At 57.8% G+C, this 19,617-nt stretch carries 19 protein-coding genes; 9 read left to right on the forward strand and 10 right to left on the reverse strand.

Features of this window, described 5'->3' with window-relative positions:
- The first annotated feature begins 150 nt into the window (after positions 1–150).
- Both WG219_19290 and WG219_19295 read left to right on the forward strand, forming a co-directional pair.
- Positions 151–1,128 carry an alpha/beta hydrolase gene (locus WG219_19290; GenBank protein WXL28051.1) on the forward strand — a complete coding sequence of 326 codons (978 nt, stop codon included), beginning with the start codon at positions 151–153 and terminating at the stop codon, positions 1,126–1,128.
- Between the two features lie 252 nt (positions 1,129–1,380).
- Positions 1,381–1,650, forward strand: coding sequence for a hypothetical protein (locus WG219_19295; protein WXL25417.1), 270 nt, complete (start codon positions 1,381–1,383; stop codon positions 1,648–1,650).
- A gap of 29 nt (positions 1,651–1,679) precedes the next feature.
- On the opposite strand, the gene WG219_19300 is transcribed toward WG219_19295, so the two are convergent.
- Positions 1,680–2,204, reverse strand: a complete 525-nt coding sequence (locus WG219_19300) for a dihydrofolate reductase (GenBank protein ID WXL25418.1) — start codon at positions 2,202–2,204, stop codon at positions 1,680–1,682.
- Between the two features lie 165 nt (positions 2,205–2,369).
- On the opposite strand from WG219_19300, the gene WG219_19305 reads away from it, so the two are divergent.
- A complete protein-coding gene (locus WG219_19305) occupies positions 2,370–3,473 on the forward strand; it encodes a glycerophosphodiester phosphodiesterase (GenBank protein ID WXL28052.1) in 1,104 nt (367 codons plus the stop codon).
- A 40-nt stretch (positions 3,474–3,513) separates the two neighbouring features.
- Here the strand turns inward: WG219_19305 and WG219_19310 are convergent, their stop codons facing one another.
- A complete protein-coding gene (locus WG219_19310; GenBank protein ID WXL25419.1) occupies positions 3,514–3,846 on the reverse strand; it encodes a hypothetical protein in 333 nt (110 codons plus the stop codon).
- A 169-nt stretch (positions 3,847–4,015) separates the two neighbouring features.
- Here WG219_19310 and WG219_19315 point away from each other — a divergent pair, with 169 nt between their 5' ends.
- The gene (locus tag WG219_19315) at positions 4,016–5,398 is read left to right on the forward strand and encodes a DUF2868 domain-containing protein (GenBank protein ID WXL25420.1); all 1,383 of its coding nucleotides are present in this window, start codon (positions 4,016–4,018) and stop codon (positions 5,396–5,398) included.
- Positions 5,391–6,764: a GTPase/DUF3482 domain-containing protein gene (locus WG219_19320; GenBank protein ID WXL25421.1), complete on the forward strand. Its 1,374-nt coding sequence runs from the start codon at positions 5,391–5,393 to the stop codon at positions 6,762–6,764. The genes WG219_19315 and WG219_19320 overlap by 8 nt, the downstream gene beginning before the upstream one ends.
- Before the next feature lie 151 nt (positions 6,765–6,915).
- Here WG219_19320 and WG219_19325 read toward each other — a convergent pair whose 3' ends face one another.
- From WG219_19325 to WG219_19335, 3 genes are read right to left on the reverse strand one after another with little or no spacing between them, the layout of a single operon-like run.
- Positions 6,916–7,710: a thymidylate synthase gene (locus WG219_19325; GenBank protein WXL25422.1), complete on the reverse strand. Its 795-nt coding sequence runs from the start codon at positions 7,708–7,710 to the stop codon at positions 6,916–6,918.
- On the reverse strand, positions 7,710–8,510 hold the full coding sequence (gene lgt, locus WG219_19330) for a prolipoprotein diacylglyceryl transferase (protein ID WXL25423.1): 801 nt from the start codon (positions 8,508–8,510) through the stop codon (positions 7,710–7,712). The genes WG219_19325 and lgt overlap by 1 nt, the downstream gene beginning before the upstream one ends.
- A 9-nt stretch (positions 8,511–8,519) precedes the next feature.
- Positions 8,520–9,302, reverse strand: coding sequence for a sulfite exporter TauE/SafE family protein (locus WG219_19335; protein WXL25424.1), 783 nt, complete (start codon positions 9,300–9,302; stop codon positions 8,520–8,522).
- Positions 9,303–9,470: 168 nt separating this feature from the next.
- Between WG219_19335 and WG219_19340 the strand changes: the two genes are divergently transcribed.
- Positions 9,471–10,229 carry an NRDE family protein gene (locus WG219_19340; protein WXL25425.1) on the forward strand — a complete coding sequence of 253 codons (759 nt, stop codon included), beginning with the start codon at positions 9,471–9,473 and terminating at the stop codon, positions 10,227–10,229.
- Between the two features lie 5 nt (positions 10,230–10,234).
- Here WG219_19340 and ptsP read toward each other — a convergent pair whose 3' ends face one another.
- Complete coding sequence (ptsP, locus tag WG219_19345; protein ID WXL25426.1) at positions 10,235–12,514, reverse strand: phosphoenolpyruvate--protein phosphotransferase; 2,280 nt, start codon at positions 12,512–12,514, stop codon at positions 10,235–10,237.
- A gap of 18 nt (positions 12,515–12,532) precedes the next feature.
- On the reverse strand, positions 12,533–13,012 hold the full coding sequence (locus WG219_19350) for an RNA pyrophosphohydrolase (protein WXL25427.1): 480 nt from the start codon (positions 13,010–13,012) through the stop codon (positions 12,533–12,535).
- A gap of 145 nt (positions 13,013–13,157) precedes the next feature.
- Between WG219_19350 and WG219_19355 the strand changes: the two genes are divergently transcribed.
- The gene (locus WG219_19355; GenBank protein WXL25428.1) at positions 13,158–13,814 is read left to right on the forward strand and encodes an HAD family hydrolase; all 657 of its coding nucleotides are present in this window, start codon (positions 13,158–13,160) and stop codon (positions 13,812–13,814) included.
- A 313-nt stretch (positions 13,815–14,127) separates the two neighbouring features.
- Here the strand turns inward: WG219_19355 and WG219_19360 are convergent, their stop codons facing one another.
- A complete protein-coding gene (locus WG219_19360) occupies positions 14,128–14,568 on the reverse strand; it encodes a DUF2269 domain-containing protein (protein WXL25429.1) in 441 nt (146 codons plus the stop codon).
- Between the two features lie 26 nt (positions 14,569–14,594).
- Complete coding sequence (ilvA, locus tag WG219_19365) at positions 14,595–16,109, reverse strand: threonine ammonia-lyase, biosynthetic (protein WXL25430.1); 1,515 nt, start codon at positions 16,107–16,109, stop codon at positions 14,595–14,597.
- A 157-nt stretch (positions 16,110–16,266) separates the two neighbouring features.
- Here ilvA and rpiA point away from each other — a divergent pair, with 157 nt between their 5' ends.
- Both rpiA and WG219_19375 read left to right on the forward strand, forming a co-directional pair.
- The gene (rpiA, locus tag WG219_19370) at positions 16,267–16,941 is read left to right on the forward strand and encodes a ribose-5-phosphate isomerase RpiA (GenBank protein WXL25431.1); all 675 of its coding nucleotides are present in this window, start codon (positions 16,267–16,269) and stop codon (positions 16,939–16,941) included.
- Positions 16,942–17,057: 116 nt separating this feature from the next.
- Entirely contained in the window at positions 17,058–18,842 is a 1,785-nt protein-coding gene (locus tag WG219_19375) for a GspE/PulE family protein (protein ID WXL25432.1), read from the forward strand.
- Here WG219_19375 and WG219_19380 read toward each other — a convergent pair whose 3' ends face one another.
- Complete coding sequence (locus WG219_19380) at positions 18,843–19,577, reverse strand: murein L,D-transpeptidase catalytic domain family protein (GenBank protein ID WXL25433.1); 735 nt, start codon at positions 19,575–19,577, stop codon at positions 18,843–18,845.
- Positions 19,578–19,617 lie beyond the last annotated feature (40 nt).

The following is a 19,617-nucleotide window of genomic DNA, read 5'->3' on the forward strand; positions in this document are numbered from 1 at the left end:
ATAGGTTTTTCAGCGCCCGCCTGTCTGCACACAGCGGCCGTTAAGAACTCCCGCTCACTTGCCTAGTCCGTAGCTGAACAGCTTGTCCTGGGAGATAGCTCCGTGCAGTTAAAAACGGCTCTTATGGCACTCACAATCGCATTGTCCGCAATGGCTCATGCCAGCCCTGGCAGCGCCCCTTACGCAAGCGAGTACGGGCAGCACCTAGAAGGATTCCAGTATCCCTACCCGCTTCACCACTTCAACTTCACCTCTCAGAATCAGGCACTGAGCATGGGCTATATGGATGTTGCTCCAAGCGCTAAAGCGAATGGCAAAACCGCCGTATTGCTGCATGGCAAAAATTTCTGTGCGGCGACCTGGGAGGACAGCATCAAAGCCCTCAGCGCAGCCGGTTACCGGGTGATCGCGCCTGATCAAATCGGCTTCTGCACCTCCAGCAAACCGGAGCACTATCAGTACAGTTTCCAGCAGTTGGCCGATAACACCCGCGCCCTGCTCAACAGCCTGAATATCCAACGCGCTGAGGTGATTGGCCACTCCACCGGCGGCATGCTAGCAACCCGTTATGCGCTGATGTTTCCTCAGCAGGTCGAGCATCTGGTGTTAGTCAATCCAATCGGACTCGAAGATTGGAAAGCCCTCGGGGTTCCATGGCGCAGCGTCGACCAGTGGTACCAGCGTGAGTTGAAGCTGAGCGCCGAAGGCGTGTGCAAGTACGAGCAAAACACCTATTACGCCGGGCGCTGGAAGCCAGAATATGATCGCTGGGTGGATATGCTCGCCGGTCTCAACAAGGGCCCCGGCCACCGCCTTGTCGCGTGGAACTCAGCGCTGATCTACGACATGATTTTCACCCAGCCGGTGTACTACGAACTACCCAACCTCAAGGTGCCGACGATCCTGATGATCGGCGATGCCGACACCACGGCAATCGGCAGCGATATTGCACCTGCAGAAGTCAAAGCGAAGATAGGCCACTACAACCTACTGGGTAAAAATGCCGCGAAGATGATCCCAGGATCACACTTGATCGAATTCCCCGGCATGGGCCATGCGCCACAGATGGAAGACCCGACAGGGTTTAATAAAGCCCTGATAAAGGCATTGAATGATGGCCGAGCCTAAGCACTCAAATGCCAACAGACTCAACAGCAAGGACGCCCCAATGCCATCGGCACGCCTTTACCAATTTCCCCATGAGTTCGGTGTACCGGAAGACTTTTTCCTGCACCGCCGAGTGGTCGAATATGCCGAAGCCCAACACCTGGTAATCGCCGCAACAGATGCCGATGGCTGGGGCACCAGCTATCCCCAGAGGCGGCCGAGGCTTGGAGAAAGCTACATGCCGCGGCTCTGCGCGCGGGCATTTCACTGTTTATGGTATCGGCGTTTCGCAGCGTGCAGCGCCAGGCTGAAATTATTCGCCGTAAGCTCGCAGAGGCGCTGCCGCTACAGACCGGAGTGACCTATATCGCCATCGCCATGCAGGCCCATTTGCTCACGCCACAAGTGGTCCTCGTTACCTATGCTCTTGAGAAGGTCTGCCTTGGAGAGGCAATCCGCTCCCTACGCAGTTCAGTATGGGTCAACAAGCAGGGGCACTGGCAGATGCGCTATCACCAGGGCACTCCCTCGTTGAAGCCATAACAAAACAGCCTGAAGCGGGTGAGATGGCCTTACTTGCGCTGCCAAACCTCAAACACATAACCGGGCGTTTCGACATCGGCTGCATGTTCAATGGCTGACGCGAGATGCCAATCCTGCTCGCTCACTTCCGGGAAATGGGCATCACCATGGGGGCTGAGCAGTATACGGGTCAGGTACAGGCGATCAGCCTGTGGCAGGCCCAGCTCGTACAACTGAGCGCCACCAATCAGCATCACCTCTTCAGCATCTTCTGCAAGCGCCCACTCTTGGGCGCGCTGGATAGCTGCGTCCAGCGTGGTGAAGACTTCTGCACCTTCGAGCTGCAAATCAGCTTGGCGGGTTACCACCAGATTCAACCGACCCGGCAGCGGACGGCCGAGAGAGTCCCAGGTTTTGCGGCCCATGATGATCGGCTTGCCGAGGGTCAGGGCCTTGAAGTGTTTGAGGTCTGCCGGCAGATGCCAAGGCAACTGATTGTCGCGGCCAATCACACGGTTTTCGGCGAGGGCAGCGATAAGAGAGAGAGGGAGTGTCTTAGTCATACGGGCTAGCATATCAGAGGGTTCCAAAGAGCCGCAGCCTACCTTTCGTTGATCTGGGCATACTCTTGTCGAGTCTCGGTCAAACTGTCACCTTGGCGTCATTTTATTCAGTCAGCCTGATGGTCAATCATCAAGCAAGGATTCGCTTCTATGAAATTCGCCCGAACAACTTTGTGCATGCTTATGTTGACCGTCTCGGCTGGCACATTAGCAGACCCTGTAAACAAGGCCGTCCAATGGGCTAAGCAGCAGCCTGGCATCAGCGACAACCGCAGCCATCAGGCACAAACACCACTTGTTATTGGCCACCGTGGTGCCAGCGGTTATGTACCAGAACACACCTTGGCCTCCTATGCATTGGCCGTCCTGCAAGGGGTGGATTACGTCGAGCCGGACTTGGTCATGAGTAAAGACGGTGTCCTGTTAGCCCGTCACGATAACGAGCTGGGCCTAACCACCGACGTGTCCAACCACCCGGAGTTCGCTGACCGCAAGCGCACGAAGAATATCGACGGTAATGAGTTGACCGGCTGGTTCAGTGAGGACTTCACCCTGGCCGAACTTAAGACCCTGCGTGCCGTTGAACGCATCCCCAACATCCGCCCCGGTAATGCTCGCTTGGACGGTACCTTCGAGATCCCAACCCTCCAAGAAATCATCAATCTGGTGAAAAGCCTGGAGATCAGCCAGCGCCGCAGTATTGGCCTGTATATAGAAACCAAACACCCAACCCACTTCCAGCAGTTAGGTCTGGCCATGGAGCGTCCTCTGCTTAAAGTGCTTCGCAAAAATGGTTACGACAACCCTAAAGCGCCGGTGTATATCCAGTCTTTTGAAGTGAACAACCTGAAGACCCTCAGCACACTGACCAAGATCCCACTGATCCAGTTACTTGAAGCCCAAGGGCAGCCATTTGATCAGCAAGCCACAGGCAGCAAACTGACGTATGCGCAGATGGTAACCCCCGCTGGCCTGCGGAACATTGCCCGCTATGCGGCAGGTATCGGGCCTGAAAAAGGCCAGATCATCCCTCGCGACGCCAACGGCAACCTGACCACACCCACCACACTGGTAGGCGATGCCCACGCGGCACGGCTTAAGGTTCACCCTTACACCTTCCGCGCGGAGAATAACTTCCTGCCAGCCAACCTGCGCAAAGGCGATAACCCGCAAGAGCGTGGCGATATCAACGCCGAGATTCAGCGCTTTTTGGCTACCGGAATTGATGGACTGTTCATTGATCAGCCGGATATTGCCGTCAAGCTGCGTGAGGGGCGTTGAGCCAGTGAAAAGATGAGGGCGACGAGAGTCGTCCTCGTCCTCATCGACACTCTATGGGGGCGCCGCCTCGTTTAATCAGCTCCTGCCGGGTGTTCTCACAGTTACGTCGATCCCGTTCGCGCATCGCGTCAATCGCAGGATTACCGGTTGTCTCAATAGGTTTCTCATCTTCAAACTTAAACTGCACCAGCGGAGAATCGGGCTCAAGTTGGAAGTGAACCCCATCCTGCGCTGGCCCCTCCTGTGACAGAGGCAGCTCATCGGCCTGAACGCCAAAACGCTGCAGTAATGAGCCTTCTTCAGGCAAGCCATCAGCAAACGCTAAAGTGCAACCGAGCAACAGCCCTAACGGAAACACTTGTAATATTCTCATCGATACCTCCCTTCTGTTATCAGCACCGAACCTCTCCCTCAGGGTGCCGTCGAAACCTCATGCCTTAACACCACCGAGTCAACTCAGCATGAGCTCTCAGTGAAGTTTTGCTATGTTTGCGGCAGGTCAGACAGTCCGCCCTGTCAGAAATTCAAGCTCAGGAGGTCATTTGAGCCACCGCCCCTTCTCCGGTCTGAACGCCCTCTGGCTCAGTGAAACCATTCGCCTGCGTGAAGAGCACGCAGGTCTGCTGGAGGACAGTGAAGCCAACCGACGCGCCCAAGCGCAGGGCGGCAACCTCAGCCAACGGATTCAGACCCGCGCCCTGTTTTTGGCCGAGCGCGATGGACAAAGCCAGGGCCTGGCACACTGGCTACAAGGCGCCCGCCTGGCCGGGGTGTTGCTGCTTGTCTTGGCGGTGATCGCTGGCAGCGGCCTTGCAGTTGCCGCGCTAGGTGACGGCCAGCGCCCGGTTAACGTGTTCTGGGCGCTCGGCAGCTTACTCGGCCTAAACTGGCTCATGCTGCTGTTGTGGCTACTGGGACTTTTGGTGCGGGACAGCACAGGCGCTCTCGGCCGCCTGTGGCTCTGGCTGAGCGAAAAACTTGCCCGCGATGCCCAAGCAGCACAACTGGCCCCAGCGCTGATGCTGCTCCTGCAACGGCAACGACTCACCCGCTGGGGCGTCGGCTTACTGACGCACGGTTTCTGGCTGGCAACCTCGCTGTCTGCACTGATCACGTTACTGATTCTGCTGGCCACCCGACGCTATGGTTTTGTCTGGGAAAGCACTCTGCTCAGCAGCGAAACCTTTATCACCCTGACCCAAACCATCGGCCAATTACCGGCCCTGCTTGGTTTTACCCTGCCAGACGCCGAATTAATCCGCGCCAGTGGCGATAATCCACTGGCCAACGAGGGCGCCCGGCAAATCTGGGCGCACTGGCTGGTCGGTGTACTCATCATCTATGGCCTACTCCCCCGCCTGCTACTCAGCCTGCTGTGCCTATGGCGCTGGTCGCGGGGCACCGCGAAGTTGGAACTGGACCTCAGCCAACCCGGTTACAGCCTCTTACGTGAGCGCCTGCAACCGAGCAGCGAGCGTCTAGGAGTATGCGACGCAGACCCCGGCCAGTTGTACCAACCTCAAGCCGGGCAGACAGGGCTGAACAGTGACGGCGCGGTACTGGTCGCCATCGAACTGGACCCGCAACGCCCATGGCCTCCAGCGCTGCCACAAGGCATTAGCGATGCGGGCGTGATAGACACCCGCGAACAACGTCGCCAGTTACTGGAGCAGCTCAGCCGCTTCCCGGCACAACGCCTGCTGATCACCTGTGACCCACGCCGCTCGCCGGATCGCGGCAGCCTCGCCCTGATCGGAGAACTGGCCCGCAACGCCGCAGCTACCCGAGTCTGGCTGCTGCAACCACCGCCAGGGGAAGCCCTCGACAGCCAGCGCCTGGGTGACTGGCATCAGGCACTGGATCAGCTCGGTTTGCGCCATAGTGACAGCGCACCGCTCACCTGGTTGGAGTCCGGCCATGACTGAAGCCCTGAAACTGGCCGTGGTCGGCCACACCAACGTCGGCAAAACCTCACTGCTGCGCACCCTGACTCGGGATGTCGGCTTCGGCGAAGTGTCCCATCGCCCCAGCACTACCCGCCATGTGGAGGGCGCTCGCTTATCGGTCGAAGGCCAAGCGCTTCTGGAGCTGTACGACACACCCGGCCTTGAGGACGCCATCGCCCTGCTCGACTATCTGGAACAACTGGATCGCCCCGGAGAACGCCTGGATGGCCCAGCGCGGCTGGAGCGTTTCTTAGCTGGCAGCGAAGCGCGGCAGCGTTTTGAGCAGGAAGCGAAAGTGCTGCGCCAGCTGCTGACTTCCGACGCCGGTCTATACGTGATTGATGCACGGGAGCCGGTGCTGGCTAAGTACCGAGACGAGTTGGCCGTATTGGCTATGTGTGGCCGTCCGCTATTGCCCGTGCTGAACTTTGTCAGCGGCCACCAGCACCGTGAGCAAGAATGGCGTGAAGCCCTGGCCCGACTCGGCCTGCATGCACTGGTCGGCTTCGACAGCGTGGCACCGCCCATGGATGGTGAGCGACGACTCTACGACAGCCTCGCCCTGCTCTTGGAAAAGGCCCGGCCACAGCTGCAACGACTGATCGACGATCACCAGGCTCAGCGGCAGATGCGCCGCGACAGTGGCGCCCGCCTGATTGCTGAGCTGCTAATGGACGTGGCTGCCTTCCGCCGCAGCGTGAGCACAGACGACTCACAGGAGCGCAGCGCAATCAGCGAGTTGCACCAAAGCATTCGCAAGCGTGAACAACACTGCGTCGAAGCCCTGCTGCGCCTCTACGCCTTCCGCCGCGACGACGCCAAAGCCGGTGAACTACCCCTGCTGGATGGGCGCTGGGGCGATGACCTGTTCAACCCCGAAACCCTCAAGCAACTCGGTATCAAAGTGGGCGGCGGCATGGCCGCAGGGGCGGCCACCGGTGTCGGTATCGACTTGCTTGTGGGGGGCGTCACCCTGGGTGCAGCCGCAGCGCTGGGGGCCATCATCGGCGGCAGTGCGCAAACCCTGCGCAACTACGGATCACGCTTGAAAGGCAAACTCAAAGGCCAGCGTGAGCTGACCGTAGACGATGCTGTGCTACGCCTGTTGGCCGTGCGCCAACAGCAGTTGCTACAAGCCCTGGAGGCTCGGGGTCATGCGGCCTACGAGACGATCAAGGTGGACATGCCGCAGGAGCAAAACTGGCGCGAAGGTAAACTGCCAGACGCCCTCAACAAAGCCCGCGCCCACCCCGAGTGGTCATCCCTCAACCCCGGCTCTCAGCTGCAAAACAGCGAGCGCCAGGTGCTGCTGGAGCAACTCAGCGTAACCCTGACAACCGAATAGCCCGTAGGAGCGGCTTCAGCCGCGAAAACCTGCAACGCCATGATTCGCGACTAAAGTCGCCCCTACACCCGGTAACAACCGAACATCCCGCCACACAAACAAAAAGGGCGGAACCGCTTAGCGATTCCGCCCTTTTCAATTCCAGCGAAAATCAGACTGCCACAGGCGCGGCAATGTGCGGATGGGCCTCGTAGCCCACCAGCTCGAAGTCCTCAAAGCGGAAGTCCAGCAGCTCTTTGACGTCTGGGTTCAGCTTCATGGTCGGCAACGGCAGCGGCTCGCGGCTCAATTGCAGGTCAGCCTGCTCGATATGGTTGGCGTACAGGTGGCAGTCTCCACCGGTCCAGATGAAATCGCCCGGTTGCAGACCACACACCTGCGCCACCATTAGAGTCAGCAATGCGTAACTGGCAATATTGAACGGCACGCCAAGGAAGATATCCGCGGAGCGCTGGTACAGCTGGCAGCTCAGCTTGCCGTCCGCCACATAAAACTGGAACAGAGCATGGCATGGCGGCAGCGCCATCTGGTCGACCAGCGCCGGGTTCCACGCAGAGACAATCAGGCGACGTGAATCGGGGTTGGTCTTGATCATGTGGATCAGTTTGCTGATCTGATCGATCGACTCACCATTCGGTGCAGGCCAGCTGCGCCACTGATAGCCATAGACCGGGCCCAGATCACCGTTCTCATCAGCCCATTCGTCCCAGATGCGGACGCCGTTTTCCTTCAGGTATTTGATGTTGGTATCGCCCTTCAGGAACCACAGCAGCTCATGAATGATGGACTTCAGGTGGCACTTCTTGGTAGTCACCAGCGGAAAACCATCCGCCAGGTTGAAACGCATCTGATGGGCAAACACGCTGTAAGTGCCAGTACCTGTGCGATCGCTCTTGAATGTGCCGGTATCACGCACCAGGCGCATCAAGTCGAGATACTGTTTCATTACGCGACTCCTTGGGCGTAAGCATTTTTGCGATAGGCGTACATAATCAGGCCGATGCCGCCGACGATCATTGGCAAGCACAGCACCTGCCCCATGGTCAGCCAGTTGAAGGCCAAGTAACCAAGCTGAGCGTCCGGTACCCGGACAAACTCAACGATAAAACGGAAGACGCCATAGCACAGGGCAAACACACCGGATACCGCCATGGTCGGACGAGACTTACGCGAGTAGATCCAGAGGATCAGGAACAGCGCGACGCCTTCCAGTGCGAACTGGTACAGCTGCGAGGGATGTCGCGCCAGCGGCCCGCCAGTGGGGAATACCATGGCCCAAGGCACATCACTGACCTTGCCCCACAACTCGCCATTGATAAAGTTTCCGATGCGCCCTGCACCCAGACCAATCGGCACCAAAGGGGCGATAAAGTCCATCAATTCGAAGAAGCCCTTGTTGTTGCGCTTAGCAAACAACCAGGACGCCAGCAGCACACCGATCAAGCCGCCGTGAAACGACATGCCGCCTTCCCAGATGCGGAAGACCTTAGCAGGCTCGGCAATATACGCCGCCAAATCGTAGAACAGCACATAGCCTAAACGGCCACCCAGAATCACCCCCAAGGCAACCCAGAAAACCAGATCGGACAGTTTTTCCTTATTCCAGGTCGGGTCAAAGCGAGCCAGTCGGCGAGACGCCAGCAACCAGGCTCCGCCGATACCAACTAGGTACATCAGGCCGTACCAGTGAATTTGCAGAGGCCCCAGCGATACCGCTACGGGGTCGATCTGTGGATAAGGCAGCATTTCAATTCCTCAAATCAGGAAGCTCAGGCCCACGCTGAACAGGAGCAACGCAAACAAACGCTTGAGCAAGCGCGGCGACAACTTGTGCGCCAGACGTGCACCAAAGCGCGCAAAAAACATACTGGGGATAGCAATGCCGACCAGAGCAGGCAAATACACAAAGCCCAGACTCCACTCCGGCAACTCAGCTCTACCCCAGCCCAGCCAGACAAAACTCAGCGCACTGGCAATCGCAATGGGTAGGCCGCAGGCGGCGGAGGTTGCAACGGCCTTCTGCATGGGCACGCTGCGCCAGCTAAGGAAAGGCACGGTTAACGAACCACCCCCGATACCGAAAATGGCGGATGCCCAACCGATTACCCCACCTGCCGCAATTAATCCCGGCTTGCCTGGGACATCACGAGTGGCTTTGGGTTTCAGCTCCAGCGCCATCTGTATGGCAATAATGATGGCGAAGACACCAATAATCTTCTGCAACATCGGCCCTTTGATCGCCGCAGCGGTGGCCGCACCGACACCTGCACCCAGCAAAATCCCGATGGTCATCCAGACGAAAACCGGCCAGAGAACCGCACCTTTGCGATGGTGCTCAAGTACAGAGTTGATCGACGTAAAGATGATAGTGGCCAACGACGTGCCCACTGCTAGGTGAGTCAGCACCTCTGTAGGGACACCCTGGGCGGTAAAACTCAGAACCAGTACAGGAACGATGATGATACCGCCGCCCACACCAAACAATCCGGCCAGAGTCCCTGCAGCAGCCCCCAGCAGTAAATACATCAACAGTTCCATAACCACCCCCACATGTGATGCGGCATGGTAACGGATCGCCCCCGCGCGCTCCACTTCCAGCAGATGTACGACCCACCTTGTATGACGTAAAGGCGTGCACTTCGGTGCTCAGATCATGCATGCTCTAGACCCTGAGTGCCGTATTAAGCCCAAGTGAGCAGATAACTGATGTGCCTGATTGTTTTCGCCTGGCAGCCCGGGCATTCGCAGCCGCTGATCCTCGCCGCTAACCGTGATGAATTTTTCCCCCGCCCCTGCTTAGCCGCCGCCCCATGGCCTGATGCGCCGGGCATCATCGCGGGCCGCGACCTTCAAGCAGGCGGTACTTGGCTGGGCCTTGGTCCTGAGGGGCGCTTCGCGGCCCTGACGAATATCCGCGACCTCAGCTTGCCCCAAGGGGAACGATCCAGAGGCGACTTACCTGTCGAGTTTCTCAGGGGCTCGCACACACCAGAGCAGTATCTGCACGAAGTAGCTGAACAGCATCAACTGTACGGTGGCTTCAACCTGCTGGTAGGCGACCAAAATGAGCTTTGGCACTTTAACTCCAAAAGCGCCGTGATCAACCGCCTAAAAGCGGGTGTTTATGGTGTTTCTAACGCGGATTTGAACACTCCTTGGCCAAAACTTGAACGCGCCAAACGGGCCCTCAAAAACGCTCTGCCAACGTCAGACCCAATCGCACTTTTCAACCTGCTGAACGACTCACAGCGCGCCGCCGATGAGGAACTGCCTCAGACTGGCATTAGTCTGGAAATGGAGCGCATGCTGTCCAGCGTGTTTATCGCCAGCACCGGCTATGGCACCCGAGCCAGCACGGTGCTTACGGCCCACGCCGACGGCAGCCGAATTATGCACGAGCGCAGCTATGGGCCGGATGGAGTGTTCCTGGGAGAAGTGCGGATTGAGTACCCGCTACAGGGCTGATTCGATCAGCCCTGAATATCCGAAGCCGGATTAATGATGCGTTCTAGCCCAAGCTTACGCAGGGCCAGTTGCAAGGTACTGCGGATCACCTGCGGGTTGTCGATGGACATGGCCTGAGCCAGCAGTTCTTTAGCCTTTTCCATGGACACCTGGCGCAGCAACCATTTCACTTTGGGCAAGTTGGTGGCGTTCATCGACAGACCATCAAAGCCCATTGCCATCAACAAAAGTGCACAAGCCGGATCACCCGCCATTTCACCGCAAATGGTCACCGGCTTACCTTCGGCATGCCCACCCTCAACAATCTTGCACAGCGCCTGCAACACCGCAGGGTGGAGGAAGTCGTACAAATCCGCCACCCGTGGGTTGTTGCGATCCACGGCCAGCAGATACTGAGTCAGGTCATTGGAGCCGACTGATAAGAAGTCCACCTGCCGTGCCAACTCGTGGATCTGGTAAACCGCAGCAGGAACTTCAATCATCACCCCGATGGGCGGCAACGGCACATCCGTGCCCTCATCACGCACCTCGCCCCAAGCACGATGAATCAGATGCAGGGCTTCTTCCAGCTCCTGAATTCCGGAAATCATCGGCAGCAGAATACGCAGATTATTTAACCCTTCACTGGCCTTGAGCATAGCCCGAGCCTGCACCAGGAAAATCTCCGGGTGATCCAGGGTTACGCGGATGCCGCGCCACCCTAAGAACGGGTTTTCTTCTTTAATCGGGAAATAGCTGAGCGCCTTGTCACCACCAATGTCCAAGCTGCGCATGGTCACTGGCAACGGATGGAACGCCTCTAACTGCTCGCGATAAATCGCCAGCTGCTCTTTCTCGCTGGGGAAGCGCTCTTTGCCCATGAACGGCACTTCGGTACGGTACAGACCAACACCTTCCGCACCACGCTCCTGAGCACGCCTGACATCAGCCAGCAGGCCGGTATTGACCCACAACGGCATGCGGTGGCCATCAGGGGTCTCACACGGCAGAGCCCGCAGCGCATCAAGGCCACGTGCCAGCTGACGTTCTTCTTCCACCACCTCAGCGTACTGCTTGCGCATGATCTCGCTGGGGTTGGTGTACACCTCACCGTGGTAGCCATCAACAATCAGTTGAATGCCATCCACCTTGGAGTACGGCAGATCTACCACCCCCATAACGGTGGGGATACCCATGGCCCGAGCGAAGATCGCTACGTGCGAGTTGCCAGAACCCTGTACCGAAACCAGACCTACCAGTTTGCCTTCCGGTACCTCGCCCAACATAGAAGGCGACAGTTCCTCACTGACCAGAATGCAGTTATCCGGGTACACCAAAGCTTGCTTATGAGCCTTCTGGAGATAGGCCAGCAAACGACGCCCCAGATCCCGTACATCGCTGGCGCGCTCACGCAGATAGGCGTCGTCCATCAGCTCAAAGCGATTGACGTGCTCCTTGACCACCTGGCGCAACGCACCTTGCGCCCACTGCCCAGTGCGGATGACTTTGACCACCTCGTTACCGAGGGCGGCATCTTCCAGCATCATCAGATAAACATCGAACAATGCGCGTTCTTCAGGGCGCAATTGCGCAGCCATCTTCTGCGAAAGTGAGCGCATATCGTCGCGAACACTCTCAAGCGCATCACTGAACAGCTTTAACTCAGCGTCTACGTCGTCCACCTGCTTGTCTGGCACAACGTCCAGATCAGCTGGCGGCAGCACCACCACAGCGGTACCCACAGCAGCACCGGGCGAGCCCGGAACACCCACAAACTTCGCTTCCTGGATACCCTTGCCCTGACGCCCCAAGCCCCGGATAGAACCCGTTGCTTCGGCGTGAGCAATAACCCCGGCGAGCTGGGCACTCATGGTGACGAGGAAGGCTTCTTCACCTTCGTCGAACTGGCGGCGCTCTTTCTGCTGTACAACAAGGACTCCCATCACACGGCGGTGGTGAATGATCGGAGCACCAAGAAAAGAGGCATAACGCTCTTCGCCCGTTTCAGCAAAGTAGCGATAACGCGGGTGTTCGGAGGCATGTTCAAGGTTAAGCGGCTCTTCACGGGTACCGACCAGCCCCACCAAGCCTTCATTGGGCGCCATGCTGACCTTACCGATGGCTCGCTTATTCAAGCCTTCGGTCGCCATCAACACAAAGCGCTGAGACTCCGGGTCAAGCAGGTATACAGAGCACACTTGGGTGCCCATGGCGGCACGAACCCTTTGCACAATAATGCCCAACGCCGTCTTAAGGTCCTTAGCGGCGTTTACTTCCTGGACAATCTTGCGCAGCGTATTGAGCATTATGGGCTTTGGCCTGTATCAGTCCCGCACCATCAGGCGCGGAGCGAGTTCCTTGAGGGCGCGACGGTAAACCTCGCGCTTGAATGTTACGACTTGTCCCAACGGGTACCAGTAACTGACCCAGCGCCAGCCATCAAATTCCGGCTTGCCGGTCAGATCCATCCGGACCCGGTCTTCGGCGCCAGTCAGGCGCAACAAAAACCACTTCTGTTTTTGGCCGATACACAGAGGCTGACTGTGGGTACGCACCAGTCTTTGGGGCAAACGATAACGCAGCCAGCCACGGGTGCAGGCAAGAATTTCCACGTCTTGCTCTTCCAGCCCCACTTCTTCATTCAACTCACGGTACAACGCCTGTTCGGGTGTCTCGTTGTCGTTGATACCACCTTGTGGGAACTGCCAGGCATCCTGATTGATGCGCCGCGCCCACAGCACCTGGCCAACATCATTGGTCAGAATGATGCCGACATTCGGACGAAAGCCATCAGAATCGATCACGGCGCCAAACCTCGTAAACGCATGTTCCGGCATTGTTCCATAAAGGTCCTCACAGCAGCAATGCAAGTGCTGCCCTGTAATGGGAATGACCTGTAAAAGCGGCTATCCTGACGCCCTTCATTTATCCTTTATGAGTAGGTGTTCTGTGCGTTTGGCTTTATTTGATCTGGACAATACCCTGCTGGGCGGCGACAGCGACCACGCATGGGGTGATTACATGTGTGAGCGCGGCATTCTGGATCGCGCAGCTCATAAAGCACGTAACGATCAGTTTTATGAGGCGTACCTGGCTGGCACGCTGAACATTGCCGAATACCTGAACTTCAGCCTTGAGCTGCTCGGCCGCACCGATATGGAGCAGCTGGCACAGTGGCACCAGGAGTTCATGCGCGACCGCATTGAGCCCATTATCCTCGCCAAAGGCGAAGCTTTGCTGGCTGAGCACCGTGCTGCTGGCGACAAGCTGGTAATCATCACCGCCACCAACCGTTTCGTCACTGGCCCGATTGCTGAACGCTTGGGCGTTGACCATCTGCTTGCAACCGAATGCGAAATGCAGAATGGCCGCTACACCGGCCGTACCACTGACATTCCCTGCTTCCAGGGCGGTAAAGTCGTGCGCCTGCAACGCTGGCTCGATGAGACCGGCTACAGCCTGCAAGACAGCTATTTCTACAGCGATTCGATCAACGACCTGCCCCTGCTGGAGCAAGTGACTCACCCGTTCGCCGTGGACCCGGACGCCAAGCTGCTCGCCGAAGCGCAACAGCGTGGCTGGAAGATCATCTCCCTGCGCGACTAAGCCATTCGGCTGATAAGGCCCTGCGGCACTGAATCCATTGGTGGATGGCTTCGTCCATCCACCCTACTGGACTGGTGGCGCTTACACGGACGTGGACATGCCGCTTTTTAGGTAACTGCAGCGGGCCAATGGTCGGTAAGCCTGCGGCCTTACATCACCCTACAAAATCACACGTACTGTAGGGTGGCATAAGGCTGCAAAGCAGCTTATCCACCAATGGTCTGAGGCACGCAATAAAGCCATCCCGGCCAATTGAAGACAGACAAATAAAAACGCCGCCCTGATCAGGCGGCGCTTTTATATGAGCAGCTATTCACAGCGGTTTGGCGGCCATCAGGCCCATTATGGCAATCAGCAAGACAGCCAACAGCACTGCATAAATCAGGCTTAGGCGCTTCAAACCAGCAGGTGCAGGCGTATCACCCAGCGTCTGCCAAGCATTCAGACGTCCGCTCAGCAGCAAACCGACAATCACCAGCACCGCGAACAGAATGCTGCTACCCAGCAGCCAGGTCTGCCCCAGCGGGAAGCCTGCCAGGTTGACCATCCACCAACCGCTGACCGGCAGGCTCAGCGCCAGCAGCGCAAACACCGGCAGACTAATCAGACGAGTACGCTTGAGCTTGCGCTGCAACACGGCACTGTCGCCATTGCGCGAAGCCTTCCACAGCATGAATGCATGGGCAATCAGGCCCAGCAACAGCAACATGCCCGGAGCACTGTGGGCAATTTTCAGCAGTTGGTAGTGTTCCATTACAAGGTTCCTGTCAGTTATCAGGGTTAGCCAAGGAATAGTTTATACGCTGGGTTATCGCTTTCATCCCAGTACGGGTACCCGATCGCATCCAGCGCAGCCGGTAACAGATGACGCTCCTCGTGCGGCACCTGAAGCCCCGCCACCACACGACCATCGGCAGCGCCATGGTTACGGTAGTGGAACATAGAGATATTCCAGCGACCGCCCAGCTTCTGCAAGAAGTTGAACAGCGCCCCCGGACGCTCTGGAAACTCAAAGCGGTAAACACACTCATCAGGCACGGCTGCCGCATGCCCACCCACCATGTGGCGGATATGCAGCTTGGCCAGCTCGTTCTCGGTCAGATCCAGCACCGGGAAGCCCTTGTCTTGAAGACCTTTGACCAATGCCCCGCGCGGATCGTTCTCAGGATGGGTCTGCACGCCAACAAAGATGTGCGCCGAACCATTCTCATGGAAACGGTAGTTAAACTCGGTGATTTGGCGCTTACCCAGTGCCTCGCAGAAGCTCTTGAAGCTGCCCGGATGCTCCGGAATGGTGACAGCGATAATGGCTTCGCGCTGCTCACCCAGCTCTGCACGCTCAGCAACGTGGCGCAGGCGGTCAAAGTTGATGTTGGCTCCAGAGTCGATACCCACCAAAACCTGTTTAGTGCACCCTTCACGCTGCACGTAGCGCTTGATTCCCGCCACACTCAGCGCACCTGCCGGCTCGGTGATGGAGCGAGTGTCGTCGTAGATATCCTTGATCGCCGCACAAATTTCATCGGTGCTGACGGTAATGACCTCGTCGACGCATTCTTTGCAGATATTGAAGGTGTGCTCACCAATTTGTGCCACGGCCACACCATCTGCAAACAGCCCCACCTGCGGCAGCACCACGCGCTCACCGGCTGCCAGCGCAGCTTGCAGGCAGTTAGAGTCATCCGGCTCAACGCCGATCACCTTGATCTCTGGGCGCAGGTATTTCACATACGCCGCAATCCCCGCAATCAATCCGCCGCCGCCCACGGGGACAAAAATCGCGTCAATCTGCCCCTGCTGCTGACGCAGGATTTCCATAGCAATGGTGCCCTGCCCCGCAATGGTGTGCGGGTCATCGTACGGGTGGATATAGATGTAGCCTTTTTCATCCACCAGCTTGAGGGAGTAGGCCAGCGCCTCAGGGAAGCTGTCACCGTGCAGCACAACCTTGCCGCCACGGGAGCGCACGCCGTGCACCTTAATTTCCGGGGTGGTCTTCGGCATCACGATGGTGGCTTTAACACCCAATTTCTTCGCGGCCAAAGCCAGCCCTTGAGCATGGTTACCAGCCGAAGCGGTAACCACGCCGCGAGCCTGTTCTTCAGCAGACAGCTGAGCGAGCTTGTTGTAGGCGCCACGAATCTTGAACGAGAACACCGGCTGCAGATCTTCACGCTTGAGCAGAATTTGGTTGCCCAGTCGTTCAGAAAGTTGATTAGCAGGTTGCAGAGGGGTTTCCACCGCCACGTCATAGACGCGGGAGGTGAGGATGTTCTTCACATATTCTTCAAGCATGGCGGGATCGCAGGTGTAGTACAGGGAGTCCGGAAGTCTACTCCACGCTTAGCGGGTGCGACCATAAGAGACACAGGGATTTCCCTCTGAAAACCACGAAGAGTGAACAACGGAGGTATAATTCAAACTTTCCCTTCTCTTTTCGCCAGGCCAGATGATGAACCAGGATCAACTCAAGCAAGCCGTTGCTCAGGCTGCCGTCGACTATATTCTTCCCCACCTCGACGCAAAGAGTGTGATTGGCGTCGGTACCGGCTCCACCGCTAACTTCTTCATTGATGCACTGGCTAAACACAAGATGGAGTTCGATGGTGCCGTCGCCAGCTCTGAAGCGACCGCTGCGCGCCTGAAAGGTCACGGCATCCCCGTGTATGAACTGAACAGCGTCAGCGACCTGGAGTTCTACGTTGACGGCGCTGACGAAAGCGACGAACACCTGAACCTGATCAAAGGCGGTGGCGCAGCCCTGACCCGCGAGAAGATCGTTGCAGCGGTGGCCAAGACATTCATCTGCATCGCCGACGCCAGCAAGTTGGTTCCGGTACTGGGCAACTTCCCGTTGCCGGTTGAAGTGATCCCAATGGCCCGCAGCCACGTAGCCCGCCAGCTGGTTAAACTGGGCGGCGACCCGGTCTACCGTGAAGGTGTGATCACCGACAACGGCAACGTCATTCTCGATGTGCACAACATGTCCATCGTTAATCCGGTTGAGCTGGAAACCCAGATCAACGCCATCGTTGGCGTGGTGACCAATGGTCTGTTTGCTGCCCGCCCGGCAGACCTGCTGTTGCTTGGCACTGCAGAAGGCGTGAAAACCCTGCAAAAGCCCTGATCACTCCAGGGCTTGCAGTGGAGCCTGACGGCTGTGCAAGATTGAGCCTATTCCATAAAAGCCGGCTTCAGTCGGCTGCCTGATCTGCCACAGCCATTGGCGACTTAAGGAGCCCCATGTCCACACTCGCGCCGTCTACTCAGGATCGCCAGCTTGATCTGGGCGACGTGTTACGTGAGTTGGTCGCCCAAGGCAGAACCCTTCAGGACACTGCCGAACATTGTCTGGCTATCCGCCGCAGCGCGGTCAATAACCAGCAGCACCCGCTGGAGTTTCTCGCCGCCCAGCAACTGGATGATCTCAAGCACCCCGGCAAAAAGCTGGACTTGGAGTGCCTGACCTATTGGCTGGCTGAGTCCTGCGGCCAACCGTACCTGCGCATCGACCCACTGAAAATTGATGTCGCGGCCGTCACACCACTGATGTCCTACGCCTTTGCTCAACGCCACAAGATTCTTGCCGTGGCAGTAGACCGGGACAGCGTCACCATCGCCACCTGCCAGCCCAATGTACGGGCGTGGGAACAGGATCTGGTGCATGTGCTGAAACGCCCGATCAAACGCGTGATCGCCAACCCAACTGACATTCAGCGCTTTACCGTCGAGTTCTACCGTCTGGCCCGCTCCGTCAGCGGCGCATCTGCTGCCGACATGAAGATCAGCGGCGTCAGCAACTTTGAGCAGCTGCTCAACCTTGGTGCACAGGATCAGGAACCGGACGCTAACGACGCCCATATCGTCAATATCGTCGACTGGTTGTTCCAATACGCCTTTCAGCAGCGCGCCAGTGATATCCACATTGAGCCTCGGCGGGAACAAGGCAGCGTGCGCTTCCGTATCGACGGGGTGCTGCACACGGTTTATCAGTTCCCGCCACAGGTCACCCTCGCCGTTGTCAGCCGTCTGAAAAGCCTGGGCCGCATGAACGTCGCGGAAAAGCGCAAGCCGCAGGACGGCCGGGTCAAAACCAAAACACCGGACGGCAACGAAGTCGAACTGCGCCTTTCCACCTTGCCGACCGCTTTCGGCGAAAAGATGGTGATGCGGATTTTCGACCCCGAAGTGCTGCTTAAGAGCTTTGATCAGCTGGGGTTCTCCGCCGATGATATGAAGCGCTGGCAAAGCATGACCTGCCAGCCCAACGGCATCATTCTGGTCACGGGCCCCACTGGTTCAGGTAAAACCACCACGCTGTACACCACGCTCAAGCAGCTGGCGACCTCCGAGGTCAACGTCTGCACCATTGAAGACCCGATCGAAATGATCGAGGGCTCCTTCAACCAGATGCAGGTGCAGAGCAACATCGACCTGACTTTTGCCAGCGGCGTACGCGCCCTGATGCGTCAGGACCCGGACATCATCATGATCGGTGAGATCCGCGATCTGGAAACCGCCGAGATGGCCATTCAGGCGGCACTCACTGGTCACCTGGTACTGTCGACCCTGCACACCAACGATGCACCAAGCGCCATAACGCGCTTGCTGGAACTCGGCGTACCGCATTACCTGCTCAAGGCCACATTGCTTGGGGTTATGGCCCAACGCTTGGTGCGCACACTCTGCCCGCACTGCAAAGAGCCGCATTCGCTGGACGAAGAAGACTGGCAGAACCTGACCAAGCCCTGGAATGCCCCACTGCCGACTCAAGCCCACCGTGCCGTCGGCTGTTTGGAGTGCCGCGACACCGGTTACCGTGGCCGCGTGGGTGTTTACGAAATCATGCTGCTGAATGACGCAATCAAGCCACTGATCACAGCCGACACAGACCTAGTTGCGCTGCGCCGTCACGCCTTCAAGGATGGCATGCGCAGTCTGCGCTTATCCGGCGCACAGAAAATCGCCAGTGGCCTGACCACCATCGAGGAAGTGTTGCGGGTTACGCCGCAGAGCGAGCAGCGCTGATCAGCGCTGCGAAATCCCGGCGTGCCAGCGCTGTACACCGCCCAGCTTAGAGATGACCTGCGCCACACGCTGCGGCTTGCAGTTCAGGTAGTCCGATCCTTGTAGCCAGCGTGGATCATTGTGCCAGGCAAACAAGAACTGCCCACCTTTAAGCTGATCAACCACCATCCGCGCGACCTCAGGCCTAACCGCCGGACAACCTAGACTGCGGCCAATTCGCCCCTGGCTACGGACAAGATTCGGGCTAACGTAGTCAGCACCGTGAATGACAATCGCCCTCTCCCGGGCCAGATCATTCAGCCCTGGCTCCAGCCCATCCATCCGCAATGAATAGCCATGCTTGCCGCTGTAACTCTCAGCGGTGCGGAACAGGCCGAGGCTGGTCTGGTTACTGTTGAGACGATTGGAGAAGCTCTGAGCGAAGTTTTCTCCAGACTGCCGCCCATGGGCTACAAAATCCCGTAACACGAGACGCTTACGCTGTAGATCAAAGATCCACAGGCGCCGCTCCGTTGAGGGGCGTGAATAATCAATCACAGCTAAACGGCGAGCAGGACCCGCACCGTTATTCACAGCACACTGCATCGCAGCCAGTGCGTGGCGCAGCGCCTGCTGATTGAGCCCTGGGGCAATACGGGAGAGATCCCGCTGCAATGCGTCATTACCGGCGGCCAACAAAGGCGTGGAAAACCCCAGCAAACCCGCTAAAACGATGCGGAGTAAACGAGAATACATACAAAAAATCCCTACGTTGGGGAGCGCGAGTGCACAACAA

It is taken from the genome of Pseudomonas mendocina, from assembly GCA_037482215.1.
Taxonomy (GTDB): Bacteria; Pseudomonadota; Gammaproteobacteria; order Pseudomonadales; family Pseudomonadaceae; genus Aquipseudomonas; species Aquipseudomonas mendocina_E.